Genomic DNA, 16,419 nt, shown 5'->3' on the forward strand with positions numbered 1-16,419 from the left:
TGGTTGCCGGCCCATTACTGTAACAATCGGAACCCGTTTGAGCAGCATAAAAAAAGCCAACCCGGTCGGGTTGGCTCAGCATGCAACGAAGGGCCTGATTCAGCCGCGCTTGTCGCTCACCACCAGCCAGAGCGCATGCACCATGCCGGGCAGGCCGCCGAGCAGGGTCAGCACTATGTTGATGAAAAAGTGCAGGCTGAAGCCTACCTGGATAAAGGCGCACACGGGGGGCAGAAAAATGGCCAGCAAGATCTTGAGCAGATTGTTCATCTCTCACTTCCTCGTCAAAGATGTTTCACGGTTCGGGATGGGCTCACCATAAACAGCCTTGGCCTCAACTGCAAACGAAACAAAGGGCCGCTCACGGCTGAGTGAAACAGGGGATCCGCTTCTCCTGCTGCTCGCGCCAGGCCTTGAGGTCATGAATCACCTGATTGCTGCTGCCGCGCCAGAGCAGACCGGGATCCGCCAGCCCCTTCTCGAACTTGCCATCCACCAGCACATCCAGCAAGGCCACCAGCTCGCACTGGGCCGGCGAGAGCTCGCCAAGCAGATAACCGGTCCAGCACCAAATGTCCTTGCCGGGGCACTCGGCCCGCACCCGTTTCACCAGCGCCAGCACCTGGGGCACGTTGGCCGGGTGCAGCGGATCGCCGCCGGAGAGCGACAGACCTCGCCGCTTGATGCGCGTGTCATTGAGATCGCCAATGATGCGATCGCTCATCGCCTCATCAAACGGCTTGCCGCCATCGAGCCGCCAGGTGCTCTGGTTGTAGCAACCCGGGCACTGGTGCTCGCAGCCCGACACGAACAGGGTGGTGCGGGTGCCGGGGCCGTTGATCACATCGACCGGGTAGTACTGGTGGTAGTGCATCTAGAACTTCACTTCACATTCGACCACATCAATACATGTCTGAGCCTGGGAGTGATTTGCCGCAGTAAACCATTCACCATCACGAACCTGAACATTCCTTAAATCTTGCAGCCGCAAGCAGCGCCAATTGTAAATAGAGTCCGGAGTCACAACCCCTTTACTACTTGAACCACCGAACTGATAGAAAAGTGCTTGCTGGTGGCCATTCTTGGTACCGATAGCATGAGGGCACATTTCACGATAGTGACCTTGGTATTCAGCAATAATTTGTTTTTTATTCAGAATTGCGTATTTGACTAATTCATAAGTACTCATACAAGCATCTCCTAACAAATTGCTACATGAAAGAACTTCAGATGGTTCCGTTTTACATATGTTTGACCCGGCGTTTCACCTCTTCCTGCTTGCCCGCGTTGAAGGGGCGCGCATCCGGGCTGCCGAGGTAACCGCACACCCGGCGGGTCACAGACACCTTGGCCGGATCGTGATTGCCGCAGCGCGGGCAGGTGAAGCCCTTGGAGGTACACTCGAACTCGCCGGTGAAGCCGCAGTCGTAGCACTCGTCAATCGGGGTGTTGGTGCCGTAGTAGGGCACCTTGTCATAGCTGTAGTCCCAGACGTTCTCCAGCGCTTCCAGGTTGTGCTGGATATTGGGGTACTCGCCGTAGCAGATGAAGCCACCGCTGGCGATGGGCGGATAGGGCGCCTCGAAGTCCAGCTTGTCGTAAGGGTTCACCTGCTTCTCCACGTCGAGGTGGAAGCTGTTGGTGTAGTAACCCTTGTCGGTCACACCGGCCACCACGCCAAACTCCTTGGCGTCGATGCGGCAGAAACGGGTGCAGAGATTCTCACTCGGGGTGGAGTAGAGGCTGAAGCCGTAGCCGGTTTCCTCTTTCCACTCGTCAGTCGCCGCCTTGAGCCGCGCTATGATGGCGATGGCCTTCTGGCGCAGGGTGTCGCTGTCGAACAGATGGACATCGGTGCCAAACAGGGCGTTGATGGTCTCGTGCACCCCTATGTAGCCGAGCGAAATGGAGGCGCGGCCGTGCTTGAAGATCTCGCTGACGTTGTCGTCGGCCTTGAGCCGCACCCCGCAGGCCCCTTCCATGTAGAGGATGGGGGCGACCCGCGCCTTGACACCGTCGAGCCGCTCGATGCGATACATGAGCGCCGTCTTGGCCACTCGCAGAGCGGCATCCAGCTTGTCCCAGAAATCCGCCTCGTCGCGGGATTTCAGGGCGATGCGCGGCAGGTTGAGGCTGACCACCCCTATGTTGTTGCGCCCTTCGTGGATCAGCTCGCCATTTTCCTCATAAGCCCCGAGGAAGGAGCGACAGCCCATAGGGGTCTTGAAGGAGCCGGTCACCTTGACCACCTGGTCGTAGTTGAGGATGTCCGGATACATCCGCTTGGAGGCACACTCCAGCGCCAGCTGCTTGATGTCGTAGTTGGGATCACCCTGTTTGTGGTTGAGACCATCCTTGATGGCGAACACCAGTTTCGGGAACACGGCGGTCTTTCTGTTCTTGCCAAGGCCGGCGATGCGGTTGCTGAGGATGGCGCCCTGTATCATGCGGGACTCCCAGCTGTCGCCAAGGCCGAAGCCGAAGGTGACGAAGGGAGTCTGGCCGTTGGCGGTGTGCAGGGTATTGACCTCATACTCCAGCGACTGGAAGGCGTCGTAACACTCCTTCTCGGTTCGGGCCATGGCGTAGGCGTCCACGTCCTTGATCCCCCACTCCTCGGCCACTTCCCTGTGTTTCTGCCAGCTGATGGTTACATAGGGAGCAAGCACCTCGTCGATGCGATTGATGGTGGTGCCGCCATAGATGTGGCTCGCCACCTGGGCGATGATCTGGGCGGTCACGGCGGTGGCCGTGCTGATGGACTTAGGGGTATCTATCTCCGCATTGCCCATCTTGAAGCCGTGGGTCAGCATCCCCTTCAGGTCGATCAGCATGCAATTGAACATGGGGAAGAAGGGAGAGTAGTCGAGATCGTGAAAGTGCAGATCGCCGCTCTCATGAGCCTGCACCACGTCGCGGGGCAGCATGTGGCTGGTGGCGTAATGCTTGGCGACGATACCGGCCAGCAGATCGCGCTGGGTCGGGATCACCTTGGAATCCTTGTTGGCGTTCTCGTTGAGCAGGGCCGCGTTGGTCTGCTCCACCAGGCCACGGATCTCCTGGGCCAACCGGCCGCGGGCCTCGCGAGCCTGATCCCGGTCGTGACGATATTCGATATAGGCACGGGCGATGGCCTTGTCGTCGGAAGCCATCAGGTGGTTCTCGACCCGGTTCTGGATCTCGTGGATATCCACCTCGCCACGCCCTTCCAGCTCCTGAGTGACGGCGGCGGCAACGCGCTCACCCAGGGTCGGATTGGCCTGACTGACCGCCTCTGCCGCTCGGCCCACTGCCTCGGCAATCAGCTGGGCATTGAATGGTGCGCGACATCCATCACGTTTGATCACAACCGGTTTCATGCGTTTTCCCCGTTTAAAAGGCCAGGCTATCGCCTTCGGCTTACCCTTGTTTGGTGCCCTTCTCCACGCCTCGTCCTGGGCGCAAATAAATTCAGCCGAGGCTTGACAAGCCTGGGCTGACGATGAGAAGAGAACAGCTTGTACACAGCTTAATAACACAACATATAGGTGTTTTATATGAATGCGTCCCTATATGTGGTGTCTATTAGGCACCAAAGCGCGGCCTCATTTCTTGATCCAGAACAGGTTTTGAGGCGAGTGGCGCAGTTCCCGACCAGTGAAAAACAGCCCCATACAAGGCCATTCCCAAGCCTGGTGCGGGCTGGCGTTCGACGGGGCAGTGACAGAAAAAAATCCCCTCCTGCGACAGTGGCTGACGAGGGCACGTCTGGCGCAAAATAGGCATAATGAGTGGAATATCATTGCTATCAACGGGACCACACATGGCCAAGACCCTGCTACTGCTGCTGTGCCTCCTGCCCTGCCGGTTGTGGGCGGCCGAGATCCTGGTGATCAGCAGCTATCACCCCGAATACCTGTGGGATCAGAGCTACAACGCCAGCCTGCAAGCCCATCTGAGCGGCAAGAATCACATCAGCCACTTCTACATGGACACCAAGCGCCACCCCAATGGCGATTTCGACAAGATTGCCGAACAGGCGCTGGCCTTCTACCAGCAGGTCAAGCCGGATCTGGTGGTGCTCGGTGACGACAACGCCATCAACTATCTGGCCAACGAGATTGCCTCCCTCGGCACTCCCGTGGTGTTTCTCGGCATGAACGAGAACCCGCGCCACAAGGGGCTGGTCGGTCACCCCAAGATCACGGGCGTGCTTGAGCGCCCCCTGCTCAAACGCAACATCAGCGAAATGAGCCAGCTGATGGGCGGTATCGAGAAGGCACTGGTGCTGTTTGATTCAAGCAACGTGGCGCTCACCGCCATCGAGGACGAGTTCAAGACCCAGACCGATCTGCGGGTCGGCCAGACCCGGGTCAACAGTCAGCTCATAGGTGACTACAGCCTGTGGCAGGAGGCGGTGCTCAACGCCAAAAAAAATGGCTACGAGGCCATCTTTATCGGCCTCTACCACACGCTGGTGGACGATGATGGCAAGCACGTGAGCGAGCAGACTGTGCTGGAGTGGACCAGCGCCCACAGCCCTGTGCCCCTGTTCTGCTTCTGGGAGTTCACCGTGGGCCCGGGCAAGGCCATCGGCGGCCTGGTGCTGGATGGACGCGATCAGGGGGCCAAAGCGGCCGAGCTGGTCAACGCCATACTGGCGGGGGCCCAGCCCAAAACCCTGGCACCGCGCGCCGCCCTGCGCGGTGAATATGTGTTCAGCAAGCAGGAGCTGGCCCGCTGGCAGCTCACCCTGCCCGACAAGTGGCGCTACAAGATCCTCTGGCGTGAGTGATTCACTGCCCCCCAAAAAAAAGAAACCCGGCACCAAGGCCGGGTCTGCAGCTATGCGGAGATATTATCCAGCCATAAGTCTTTCAAGACGGGCAGTCATACGCTTTACGTTTTTCTTTGCCAACTCAAGCTCAGCCTCGCTCTCTTTCAAGGAGAGATAATGGGAGTACGGTTCAGACCCCATAAAGTCAGACTGAGAAACATCACTGATGTTGCCACTCGATATATCTTCAATCACGCTTGTCTTATGTTTGCACTTTTTTCCATAAGAGCCAGCAATACAATCACAGGTTAGATTGAATACACCATCATCTTCTTTAAGAAGAACTGTATATAAATCACCCTCACTTCCCTTGATGGAAAATTTATAATGCATTTTCAGCCTCCAGTAGTGAGTGCAGCTCATCCTCACCAATGATTTTTACACCGAGCTCAGTCGCTTTTTTCAGTTTACTGCCAGCCTTTTCACCCATGATCAACATATTCGTATTTTTTGACACAGAAGTTTTTGACTCGCCACCCAAGCTCTTTAATTTCGAGTTTAACTCATCTCTGGACATGAATGTAAAGCTGCCTGTAATCACGAACGACTTACCCGCAATAAAGCTATCTGATTTTTTTGGTTCAATATCTAACAAGGCATCAACATTCAATAATGAATGCTTATCGACATAGTGTTTTATAGATTCCAGTAGTATTTTATTTTCTTTAACACCATCAACCACTGCATCAATCTTTTGCTTACTAATACTTGTGCCAGCAGGTGTAGTTATGCCAGCCAAGTCACCATGATATACGCCATTACACAACTGTTCTAAAGTAATTTCTTTAGAAATAGCCTCAGAGAATGTTTTAGCAATTCCATCAATATTTAAGCCTTCAATGATCTTTGCTATCGAGAAATTTCGTTTAAACGTTGTAGAAATCGGTACTCCACTTCTTTCGACACACATTACATCTGCCAGTTCCATTACCGAATTACTGACTGAAGCTGTATTGAAATAGTCTGAAATTTCTGCATCAATATCCAAACCAATACCATTAATTTGGCTAATAATTCCCCTTGGGGCAGACATTATATTATCCAAACACCCTAACTCAACAATCAATCTTTCTGCTACCACCTGACCTACAGATGGAATACCAAGTCCAAACAGAAAATCAATTGAAGAAGTGGTGCCAATTTTAGCTTGGATCGCATCAAATGAATTTTTTGCCGAGATATCAGCAAAACCATCCAGCGTTAAAAAATCGTCGACACCGAGCCTGAATAGATCGGCGGGATGTTTAACCAAACCATTATCTACTAACTGTTCAATAACTTTGTCGCCGACACCTTCAATATCAACCGCATTACGACTAACAAAATGTTTTAACGATTCTTTGACTTGTGCCAAACAATTTAAACCACCAGTACATTTACGGGTTGCCAAAATCTTTTCGAAAATTTTGGTCTTTTGCTGAACAATTTTTTTCTCCTGAATAACCTCCGAACCACAAACTGGGCAGTTGGCCGGAAATTCAATTACACACGCATCAACGGGACGCTGCGCCTCCACCACGGCGACTATCTGCGGGATCACGTCCCCGGCCCGGCGCACTATCACGGTATCGCCGATCATGACGCCAAGGCGCTCAATCTCGTCGGCGTTGTGCAGGGTGGCGTTGGAGACGGTGACGCCGCCGACAAACACCGGCTTGAGCTTGGCGACCGGGGTCACGGCGCCGGTGCGGCCGACCTGAAACTCGACGTTCTCCAGCAGTGTCATCTCCTCCTGGGCCGGGAACTTGTGGGCCGTGGCCCAGCGCGGGGCCCGCGCCACAAAGCCCAGCTCCTCCTGCAGGGGGATGGCATCGACCTTGTAGACCACGCCGTCGATCTCGTAGGCCAGCTCGCCACGGCGGGTCAGGATGTCATCGTGGAAGGCCTGACAACCGGCCGCCTCCTCTTTGAGTTTCACCTCCTGACTCATGGGCAGGCCCCACGCCTTGAGCTGGCACAGGCGACCAAAGTGGGAATCCCCCAGCTGATCGCCGCCCACCCCGACGCCATAGGCATAGAAGTTCAAGGGACGGCTGGCGGTGATGCGCGAATCGAGCTGGCGCAGGCTGCCTGCGGCGGCGTTGCGCGGGTTGACGAACACCTTCTCCCCTGCCGCCAGCGCCCTGGCATTCATCGCCTCGAAGCCGGCCTTGGGCATGAAGACCTCACCCCTCACCTCCAAGCGGGTGGGCCAGCCCTCGCCCCGCAGGACGAGCGGGATAGCTTTGATGGTGCGCACGTTCTCGGTGATCTCCTCGCCCGTGGTGCCATCGCCCCGGGTGGCAGCCTGCACCAGCTGGCCATCCACATAGAGCAGGCTCACCGCCAGACCGTCCAGCTTGGGCTCGCAACAGAAGGTGAAGCTTATCTCCCGCTTCAGGCGATCCCTCATCCGCTGCTCGAACGCCTGCAGCTCCTCGCTGCTGAATACGTTGTCCAGACTCAGCATGGGGATCTCGTGGCGCACCTGCTTGAAGGCGGTCAGCGGCTGACCACCGACCCGCACGCTGGGGGAGGCGGGGGTCTTCAGCTCGGGATGGTCGGCTTCCAGCGCGATCAGTTCGCGCATCAGCCGATCGTATTCGGCGTCCGGCACGGTCGGCTCGTCCAGCACATAGTACTGATGACCGTATTCAATCAGCAGCTCACACAGTTGACGGTGGCGGGAGAGGGTTTCGCTCATGGAGAAGTCTCGGACTGTGGTTGGAATAATAAGTTAACCGCACAAACAAAAATGCGGCACCTGGGTACCGCACTCTTGATGTACTCGACCCGCGTGGAGTCTTAGTCGCGACTGGCCTCGTAGGCAGCCAGTTCGTGCCGGTAACGGGCTATGGTCTCGTCGCTCAGCGGGCTGCGATCCATGTCAGTCAGCATGGCATCCAGATCGCTGGCCAGCTGGTCGGCAGCCTGCAGCATGTGCTCGAAGGCAAAGGCGGCATTGCTGCGCAGCGGCAACTGCATGAACAGGGAGACACCCGGGGTGTCGAACTGTTCCATCCGGTAGGGATTGAAGGTGCCCGGTTTGACCATGTTGATCATGGAGAAGAGCACTTCACCCTTGCCATTGAGATCCTCGTGGCGATGGAAGATGTCCATCTCGCCAAACTTGAAGCCCAACGCCATCAGGGAGGCCAGCAGGGTGGCCCCTTGCAGATCGTGACCGGGGCGCGCCATCAAGTTGATGACATAGACATCCTGCCAGATCTTCTCGACCGGCGGGGTATCGAGCAGCGGCTCGCGGACGGGCTCTTCATACACGGGCTCCTCGTAGGCAGGCTCGGGGACTGCATAACGGGCCTGCTTGTATTCGGGGGCCGGCGCCTGAACCGGTTCACGCACACCGAATGTCGGGGCTGTGGCATAAGCCGGTTCGACCAGGGGTTCATCATCCAGCGGTTGCAGCAGCGGCTCGCGCTGGGGACGGGAACGGTGTACCGGGGTACGACGGATCACCTGGGCAGGCTTGCGCACCGGCGCGGCAGGCGCTTCCTCTGCTGTCTCGGCCAGGGGCTCCTCGAACTCCTCCTCGTCCTCTTCGTAGACGGGGGGCGGGGCAACCGGGCGAGCGGCAGGCTTGCGCACCACGGGCGGTGGCAGCTCGGCGTCATCATCCTCATCATCGAAGGCGGGGACGGGCGCACGACGGCTGACATCCGGCTGGCGAGCCTCATCGCTGTGGAGCTTGGGCTCGGCACGACGGCTGCCGCTGACCACACGCACCTGACCTATGCCATCGCTGTCGAAGGCGTCATTGTCACGAGTCCGTGATTTGGATTCCATCCGGCCCAGAGGTTTCTCTTTGATCGGTGCCTGACGATTCTTTCTGTTGCTCCACAACCCGTGAATGAGCAATGCCGCAATAGCAATACCGCCCAGGGCAACCAAGATGTAACGCAATTCCTGCATTAGCTGCTTCTCTTTCTAGTTTTGCTCAGCCAAAGCGACGGCTTCACCGATATCGACCGACACAATGCGAGAAACCCCGGGCTCTTGCATCGTGACGCCAACCAGCTGCTCAGCCATCTCCATGGAGACCTTATTATGACTGATGTAAACGAACTGTACTGTGCTCGACATCTCTTTGACAAGAGAACAGAAGCGACCGACGTTCACTTCATCGAGCGGTGCATCCACCTCATCCAGCAGACAAAATGGTGCTGGGTTGAGTCTGAAGATGGCAAAAACCAGCGCAAGTGCGGTTAACGCCTTCTCCCCCCCGGAAAGCAGGGCAATGGTAGCATTCTTCTTACCCGGAGGTCTTGCCATGATGCTCACTCCGGCCTCCAAAAGATCATCCGAGGTCAGCTCAAGCCAGGCACTGCCACCCCCAAACACTTTTGGAAAGAGGGATTTTAAATCTTCGTTGACCTTATCGAAAGTGTCTCGGAAGCGTATTTGTGTTTCTTTATCAATTCTTTTAATGGCTTGGCTCAAGGTTTCCAGCGCCTGTTCCAGATCCTGGCACTGGTTTTCCAGGTAGCTTGAACGGGTTTTCGCCTCTTCATACTCCTCCAGCGCCGCCAGGTTGATGGCGCCAAGCGCCTCTACTTGAGCCTCCAGGGTCTGGATCTCCTGGCGCAATTTGCCGCGATCGGCGGCGATCAGCACCGCCTGATCGAGATCCACCAGCCGCACACCCAGCTCTTCAAACTGCTCGTGCAGCCCTTGCCGGCGGGTCAGGTTGCGCTCGCGCTCCAATCTGAGCTGGGCCAGCTTCTCCTGCAGGGTCACCAGCTGCTTGTGATCGGCGCTGCGGGCCTGCTCCAGCTCGGTCAGCTGGCGCTCCAACTCTGCCAGCCGTTGATGGCAGGCAAGTTGCAGCGCCTCAAGGTTGCGCTGCTCGGCCAGCAGGGGCGACAGATCCTGACCCGGCACAGCTCCCGGCGCCTTGAGTTCGGCCAATTCCAGTCCGAGCCTGGCCAGCTCCTGCTCACGCAGCGTGATGAGCTGGCGCTGATTCTGCAGCTCCAGCTGCAAACGCTGGCAGCCGGCCTGCTGCTGCTCCCGGCGCAGGCGAGCCTCTTCCACCGCCCGCTCGGTACTGGTGACTCGCTCCTGGGCAAGTTGCAGCGCCTGAGCCAGCGGCTCCCCCTGCTCCTGCAGTTCGCCGAGCCGCGCTTCATCGAGCTCGAGCTGCTGCAGGGCGGCGGCCAGTCGCTGCGCCTCCTTGGCCTGCTCCTGGTCGAGCCTGATCAGCTCTTCGCCAAGCTGGCCGAGCCGCTGTAGTCGCTCCTGGCGCTGGCCCTGTTGCAGGCTCCAGGCTTCGCGCAGTTGTTGCCATTTTTGCTCCTGCTCGCGCAGGGTGCGCTGGGCCAGCTCATGGGCACTGTGCAGCCGGGCACGCTCGGCATCGACCACGCCCAGTTGCTCATCCAACCGGCCAAGCGCCTGCCGGCCTGCCGTCAGCTCTGTGTGTAACCGCTCACGTTCACCGAGCAGCGCCAGGGTACCGAGCGCCCCACCCTGACCGAGGTCGGCCCAGTTGGGACCCAACCAGTCTCCCGCCGGGGTCAGTACCGACTCACCGGCTGCAAGGCTCGACTGGCGGGCCAATGCCGCCTCCCGGCTCTCCGCCAGCCAGATGGCGTTGAGAAAGGCGGGAATGTGATCGCCCTCGAGCCGGGCCGCCAGGGTACCGGCAACCGCGGGCAGGGCCGGGCCAATCCAGAGTCCGCTCTGCTCAAGGTTGCACTCGTCCCCTGGCTGGGCGGTGAGCCAGCGCCCCAGCACCTTGTCCAGCGCCTGGGCCCACTCGGGCGCCACCTGCAGCCGATCCGCCAGGGTGGCGCCCACCATCTGCTCCCCCAGAATTTGGTCAAGCGTGGTGAGGCGGGCCTCCAGTTCCCGCAGCAGGCCACTCTGCTGGCCCTGCTCTGACTTGCACTCTTCATGGCGAGCCACGCTGGCCTGCCACTGTTCATCGAGCTCGGCGAGCCGGGCGCGGGAGAGCGCCAGCTCGGCCGTCAGGGCATCGAGTCCGGGTTGCAGGCTCTCCCCTTCCCCGCCGAGGGGGCCGGCCTGTTCATCCTCCAGCTTGAGGCGGGCCAGCCGGGTCTTGGCCTGTAGCTCCTGCAGACCGTTCACCTGTGCCCGGGTCTGGTTGAGCCGCCCCTGCAACTGGCCGAGCTGCTGCTGCCACTGCTGCTGTCGCTGCCGGGCCTGCTCCAGTTGCTCGCCGGCAGCCAGGCGCGCCCCCTGCTGGTCGGTGAGCAACTGCTCACACTGTTCGAGGAGCGCCGATTCAACCTCCTCTCTGAGGGTGCCGTCGGTCAGCTGCTCCTGCTGGCTGGCCAACTGGGCCTTGATCGCCTCGATACGCTCGCCAAGCGCCTGACGCCGGGCCTGCCAGTCGCGGCCAAGCTCGGTCTGGTGCAGCTGCTGTTGTTCGAGGCGGGCGATGGCCTGACCACCGAGAAAAATCTGCTGCTGGCGGCTCGCCTGCTCGGCCTGGGCCTCCTGGCGGGCCACCGACAGGCTGACGTGGCGCCCCTCGTCGGCAGTGCGCTTGGCATCCAGTGCCGCCAATGCCTGCTCGGCCTGGGCCAGCTCGGCCTTGGCTTCGCCGAGGCGGGTCTCCAGCGCCCACAGCTCGGAGCCAATCAGCTCGGCCTTGGCGGCGCGACTGCGGCCCTTGAGCTGCTTGTAACGCTCGGCGGTTTCGGCCTGGGCTTTCAAATGTTCGAGGCGCGATCCCAGCTCGCCGCGAATGTCGCCGAGCCGCTCCAGGTTCTCCTGGGTATGACGGATGCGCTGCTCGGTTTCCCGGCGCCGCTCCTTGTAACGGGAGACACCGGCGGCCTCTTCCATAAAGAGCTTGAGATCGGCGGGGCGTGACTCCACCAGCCGGCTGACGGTGCCCTGCTCTATGATGGCGTAGCTGCGCGGGCCCAGCCCTGTGCCGAGGAAGAGGTCGGTGACATCCTTGCGGCGGCACTTCTGGCCGTTGATCTGGTAATGGTTGGAGCCGTCGCGCAGCACCTCGCGGCGCACCGAAATTTCGGTAAAGCGGCCAAATTCACCGGGGACCCGGTTGTGGGGGTTGTCGAACACCAGCTCCACCGAGGCGCGGCCGTGGGGGCTGCGGTTGATGGAGCCGTTGAAGATGACGTCCGTCATGTTCTCGCCCCGCAGATGGCGGGCCGAGCTCTCCCCCAGCACCCAGCGCACGGCGTCGATGACGTTGGACTTGCCGCAGCCATTGGGCCCCACCACGGCTGTCATGTCGGCCGAGAACTCGATGCGGGTCGGCTCGACAAACGACTTGAAACCGGCGAGTTTGATCAATTTCAGACGCATGGGGGCCTATGTGGGTAACGAAATAAAGAGGAGGCGGGCAGGCGACTTTACCAAATCCAAACCTTGTTTGTAATATGCTGGCAGTTTCCCATGAACAGATGGAGCTCAGATGAGCCAATCACCCCCTATGGTCAAAGACTCAATCAGCGGTGCGGACTACTTCCTGCGCGGCTTTTCGCTCATCCGCCAGCCCGGCATCCGCACCTTCGTGCTGATCCCCCTGCTGGTCAACTTCGTGCTGTTTGCGGGGGCCTTCTACGCCCTCTTGCTGCAACTGGACGGCCTGTTCGGCTGGCTGCACCAGCAGATCCCCAGCTGGCTCGACTGGCTGGACTACCTGCTCTGGCCCATAGCCCTGGTGACCATACTGGTGGTCTTCTCCTTCCTGTTCAGCTCGGTGGCGAACTGGATAGCGGCCCCCTTCAACGGCCTGCTGGCGGAGAAGGTGGAACAGACCCTCACCGGCGAGGTGGTCAGCGACACCGGCATGTTGGACATAGTCAAGGATGTGCCCCGCACCTTCGGCCGCGAATGGACCAAGTTGAAATATTACCTGCCCAAGGCCATCGGCTGCCTGATCCTGTTCCTCATCCCTGTGGTCGGGCAGACACTCGCCCCCGTGCTCTGGTTCCTGTTCAGCGCCTGGATGATGGCCATCCAGTACATCGACTATCCGTTCGACAACCACAAGATCAGCTTCATCACCATGCGCGATGCCCTCAAGCAGCGCCGCGGCAAGTGCCTGAGCTTTGGCGCCCTGGTCACCCTCTTCTCCGCCATCCCGGTGGTGAATCTGTTCGTGATGCCGGTGGCCATCTGTGGCGCCACCGCCATGTGGGTGGATCACTACCGCGCCGAACAGCTCAAACGCTGATCCCTTACCGCGCGGCAAACGGGCACCCTGGCGGTGCCCGTTTTCGTTTTTGCATTATAAAAAATAATGCATGGCCTTCATTGCTTGTCGCCTATAGCCTGAATTGATAGGATGCTGGCCTTTCTCGCACCCTGGGATATCTCATGTTACATGCACTCTTCTTGTTGGGCCTGGTGGCCGAAGGGATGACTGGCGCGCTGGCAGCGGGTCGGCGACGGATGGATCTGTTTGGCGTGGTGATCATCGCCTCGGCGACGGCCATAGGCGGCGGTACCATACGGGACGTGCTGCTTGGTCACTATCCGCTGCTCTGGATCGAGCATCCGGAATATGTGTTGCTGGTGGCCGGCGCGGCCATGGCGGCTGTCATCTCGGCGCCGCTGATGCGCTATCTCGGCAAGCTGTTCATGGCGCTCGATGCGCTGGGACTGGTGGTTTTCTCCATCTTCGGGGCGGCCCGTGCGCTTGAGATGGGCCATGGGGCCGGTATCGCCTGCATCATGGCGGTGGTGACGGGTGCCTTCGGTGGCGTGCTGCGGGATCTGCTCTGCCAGCGCATTCCGCTGGTGTTTCGCCGCGAGCTCTACGCCGCCATCTCGCTGGTGACAGCCGCCCTCTACTGCCTGGCACTGGATCAGGGCCTGCCCAACGACTGGGCCGCCTTCGGTGCCATCGGCATCGGCTTCGTGCTGCGCCTCTTGGCGGTGCGCTTCAAGTGGGGGCTGCCCACCTTCCATTACCAGTACGCGACGCACTGAGCGCGCCAGGTTCTGGCGAGGCGGTACGGATCGCCGACAACAAAAAAGTGCCTGACAGGCGCTTTTTTGCATTGATAACCGGGCGCTTGCCTCAGTTGATCCCTTCCGAGCTGAAGAAGGTCGCCTTGTCGGCGATGAAACGGATCTTGATGTTCTTGCCCTCGTTGCCCCAGATGCAGCTGGTGGTGCCCAGCGTATCGTCGCAGCGCTCCGCCTTGCCGAGTATGCTGCTTGCTTGCGTATAGCTGATCCCCATCTGCAACTTGTCGTAGTTCTCGCGATTGAGCTTGCTGCAACCGGTCAACAACAGGGCGATCAGGCCCCCGAGCAAAATATGTTTCATCTGGTTCTCCTCTGGATAGTGTCCAGAGCCTACCAGCTCGGCCACCCTGTTTGCCAGCCGCCATCCGCGCGGCCACACCCCAAGTTGAGGCCGCCCACGATTACCAGCTGCGCACAGGCCCGGTATCGAGGTGCACGAAGTTGTCGCTCGGATAGTAGCCGACCCCGCCCACCTTGAGATTGAGCGCCGCCTTGCGCAGGTGTGCCAACTGTACGCCCGGGATCCGCACATCCACCGCCTGTCCCAGGGTGTGGTAGCTGTGCTTGGCCACCCCTCGGCTCCTGCTGCGCTTCTGGCGGTTGGTCACGGGGGAGCGATAACCCGAGATGAGCTGGATCTCGCCGTGACGGCCCAGCTTGTGCTGCAACAGATAGAGCTGATCGAACAGCTTCTTGTCTATGTTGAAGACTTCGTTGCGACGGTAGTCGCGGAAAATATGGTTGAGCTCGGCCAGCCCGTCTTTCAGGTAACGGCCATCCTCCCAATAACTGGCGCTCACTCGCTCGCCGGTATTGAGATTGAAGAAACTGAGTTCACGTCCCGCCGTACTGCGACTCGCCATGGCCGGGGATGACAGCATGGCTCCCCCCAGCAGGCAGCCGGCCCCCAGCAGCAGGCGACGTCGGCTTATCTCTTGTTCAAGCATCCGTTGTCCGTCCATCGCAGATTGAAGTGAAACAGGTGAATGAATTTGATACAGGGGCTCGAAACTACCTGCCGGGCCCCCTCATGTCAAACCACCGGGGCTCAATAGAAAAGCCCGGCAGGGGCCGGGCTTTTCGCTCTGTGGCGAGGATCACAACAAGCGACTCTGGAAGCTGACTCGATCAAATCCATAGATGTCGTTGCGCAGTTGCTGGCGACCCTCTTCGTCGATCCAGCTGCTCCAATAGACGGTAAACACAGGGATCGGGGTGGTCAGCGGCAGCCACTTGGTCTGGGTCTCTTTCAATATGCTGGCCACCTTGTCCGGCTGGTAGCGGGAGTCCGCCAGCAGCAGCTCGGCCAGATCGTCCGCATGCTCCACCCGGATGCAACCCGAGCTGAAGGCGCGTGCCCCCTGCTCGAACAGCGCCTTGCGCGGCGTGGAGTGCAGGTAGATGGCCTCGTTGTTGGGCAGGTAGAACTTGTAGCGACCCAGCGCATTGTGATCCCCCGGCTTCTGCCGCAGGCGATAGGGGAAGCCTGTCGCCAGCGCCTGCTGCCAGGCCTCCTCGGTAAACTGCACCGGGTTGCCTTCGCCGTCGATCACCTCAAACTGCTCGCGGTTGAGGTAGGCCGGATCCCGGCTCAGCTTGGGCAGAATGTCCTTGCTCAGGATGGAGCGCGGCACATGCCAGGCCGGGTTGAGCACGATGGAGCGGATCTCGCTGGCCAGGATGGGGGTCGCCCGCTGCTCCTTGCCGACGATGACCCGACTGGTGAATACCTCGTTGCCGGACTCCACCACGCTCAGTCGATAGTCGGGAATGTTGACCAGCACGTAGCGGGCACCGGAGAGCTGATCCACCAGATCGCGACGCCACAGGTTGCGCAGCAACAGGCTGGCGCGCACCTCGGGCCCGGTATTGAGCCAGCTGCGGGTCTGCCGACCTATGATGCCGTCGGCGGTCAGGCCGTGGCGGTGCTGGAACTGCTTGATGGCCTGCTGGGTGTCGGCGTCATAGGTGGCGTCGTCATGGCGGGGAGCCGCATCGCCCAACTCGTTGAGTATGGTGCGGATCTGCCCCAGTTCGGCCGAGGTCTCACCCGCCCGCAGGGTCGGCATGGTGAGGGTCGGCCAGCGTTTGGCCATGGGCATGGCCAGCAGCTTGCGTACTTCCTCGCGCACCCCGTCGTACTCGGCAACCTGGGGTCTGAGCTGCTTGACCTGCTCCAGCAGGTTGTCGCCGGCAGGCTCGTGGGCCAGCGGCTTGTTCAGATTGAGCTTGAGGGTCTGCATCTGCTCGCGGGAGACCAGATCCATGGCACGCCAGGCTTGCTGGAAGCGGGCCAACTTGCCAAACACCTCGTCATAAATGGCGCCGCGCTGATCGGCAGGCTTGGCCTGCAGCTTCTTCCAGAGGCTGAAGAAATCCGGGTGCAGCTGGGCCAGCACGGCCTCCTGCAACTGCTGCTCCAACTCGTGGCGAGCCTGCTCCGCCGTGCTGTTCTGGTACCAGTCGTGCTGCACCGCAGCATTGGTCACCACCACCTGACCCTCGCTGGCCTGTACCATGGCCGCAGGCCAACAGCCCAGCCAGATCAGGTTTGCCAATGCCAGCCAATACTTCTTCCCCATGCTTACCTCAAGATCGGTTCACTTCAGCCTGTCAGACCCGGCGGTCAA

14 protein-coding genes are annotated in these 16,419 nt (G+C 59.6%); 3 read left to right on the top strand and 11 right to left on the bottom strand.

From position 1 onward, the window contains the following. Positions 1–99 precede the first annotated feature (99 nt). From IU367_RS15895 to nrdD, 4 genes are all read right to left on the bottom strand, one after another. Positions 100–270 (bottom strand): YqaE/Pmp3 family membrane protein, encoded by a 171-nt coding sequence (locus IU367_RS15895; RefSeq protein ID WP_042867241.1) that lies wholly within the window; start codon positions 268–270, stop codon positions 100–102. A gap of 91 nt (positions 271–361) precedes the next feature. Then, a complete protein-coding gene (gene nrdG, locus IU367_RS15900; protein WP_274452412.1) occupies positions 362–874 on the bottom strand; it encodes an anaerobic ribonucleoside-triphosphate reductase-activating protein in 513 nt (170 codons plus the stop codon). Next, positions 875–1,189, bottom strand: a complete 315-nt coding sequence (locus tag IU367_RS15905) for a hypothetical protein (protein WP_274452413.1) — start codon at positions 1,187–1,189, stop codon at positions 875–877. A 52-nt stretch (positions 1,190–1,241) separates the two neighbouring features. After that, complete coding sequence (gene nrdD, locus IU367_RS15910; protein WP_274452414.1) at positions 1,242–3,359, bottom strand: anaerobic ribonucleoside-triphosphate reductase; 2,118 nt, start codon at positions 3,357–3,359, stop codon at positions 1,242–1,244. 443 nt (positions 3,360–3,802) lie between these two features. Here nrdD and IU367_RS15915 point away from each other — a divergent pair, with 443 nt between their 5' ends. Further along, positions 3,803–4,774 (top strand): ABC transporter substrate-binding protein, encoded by a 972-nt coding sequence (locus IU367_RS15915; protein WP_098984738.1) that lies wholly within the window; start codon positions 3,803–3,805, stop codon positions 4,772–4,774. Positions 4,775–4,837: 63 nt separating this feature from the next. Here IU367_RS15915 and IU367_RS15920 read toward each other — a convergent pair whose 3' ends face one another. The 4 genes from IU367_RS15920 to IU367_RS15935 form a co-directional block, all read right to left on the bottom strand. Then, positions 4,838–5,149: a hypothetical protein gene (locus tag IU367_RS15920; RefSeq protein ID WP_274452416.1), complete on the bottom strand. Its 312-nt coding sequence runs from the start codon at positions 5,147–5,149 to the stop codon at positions 4,838–4,840. Further along, on the bottom strand, positions 5,139–7,499 hold the full coding sequence (gene ligA / locus IU367_RS15925; protein ID WP_274452417.1) for an NAD-dependent DNA ligase LigA: 2,361 nt from the start codon (positions 7,497–7,499) through the stop codon (positions 5,139–5,141). The genes IU367_RS15920 and ligA overlap by 11 nt, the downstream gene beginning before the upstream one ends. 101 nt (positions 7,500–7,600) lie before the next feature. Then, complete coding sequence (gene zipA, locus IU367_RS15930; RefSeq protein WP_043554810.1) at positions 7,601–8,725, bottom strand: cell division protein ZipA; 1,125 nt, start codon at positions 8,723–8,725, stop codon at positions 7,601–7,603. A 15-nt stretch (positions 8,726–8,740) separates the two neighbouring features. Continuing rightward, positions 8,741–12,115 (bottom strand): AAA family ATPase, encoded by a 3,375-nt coding sequence (locus tag IU367_RS15935; protein WP_274452418.1) that lies wholly within the window; start codon positions 12,113–12,115, stop codon positions 8,741–8,743. Positions 12,116–12,224: 109 nt separating this feature from the next. On the opposite strand from IU367_RS15935, the gene cysZ reads away from it, so the two are divergent. Next, a complete protein-coding gene (cysZ, locus tag IU367_RS15940) occupies positions 12,225–12,989 on the top strand; it encodes a sulfate transporter CysZ (protein ID WP_043134533.1) in 765 nt (254 codons plus the stop codon). Between the two features lie 143 nt (positions 12,990–13,132). Next, entirely contained in the window at positions 13,133–13,747 is a 615-nt protein-coding gene (locus tag IU367_RS15945) for a trimeric intracellular cation channel family protein (RefSeq protein ID WP_042038201.1), read from the top strand. A 91-nt stretch (positions 13,748–13,838) separates the two neighbouring features. Here the strand turns inward: IU367_RS15945 and IU367_RS15950 are convergent, their stop codons facing one another. From IU367_RS15950 to IU367_RS15960, 3 genes are all read right to left on the bottom strand, one after another. Further along, complete coding sequence (locus tag IU367_RS15950) at positions 13,839–14,090, bottom strand: hypothetical protein (protein ID WP_043134531.1); 252 nt, start codon at positions 14,088–14,090, stop codon at positions 13,839–13,841. A gap of 100 nt (positions 14,091–14,190) precedes the next feature. Next, entirely contained in the window at positions 14,191–14,736 is a 546-nt protein-coding gene (mepK, locus tag IU367_RS15955) for a peptidoglycan L,D-endopeptidase MepK (protein WP_065401437.1), read from the bottom strand. A 150-nt stretch (positions 14,737–14,886) separates the two neighbouring features. Continuing rightward, entirely contained in the window at positions 14,887–16,371 is a 1,485-nt protein-coding gene (locus IU367_RS15960; protein WP_274452419.1) for a L,D-transpeptidase family protein, read from the bottom strand. Positions 16,372–16,419 lie beyond the last annotated feature (48 nt).

The organism is Aeromonas bestiarum (assembly GCF_028751155.1).
Taxonomy (GTDB): Bacteria; Pseudomonadota; Gammaproteobacteria; order Enterobacterales; family Aeromonadaceae; genus Aeromonas; species Aeromonas bestiarum.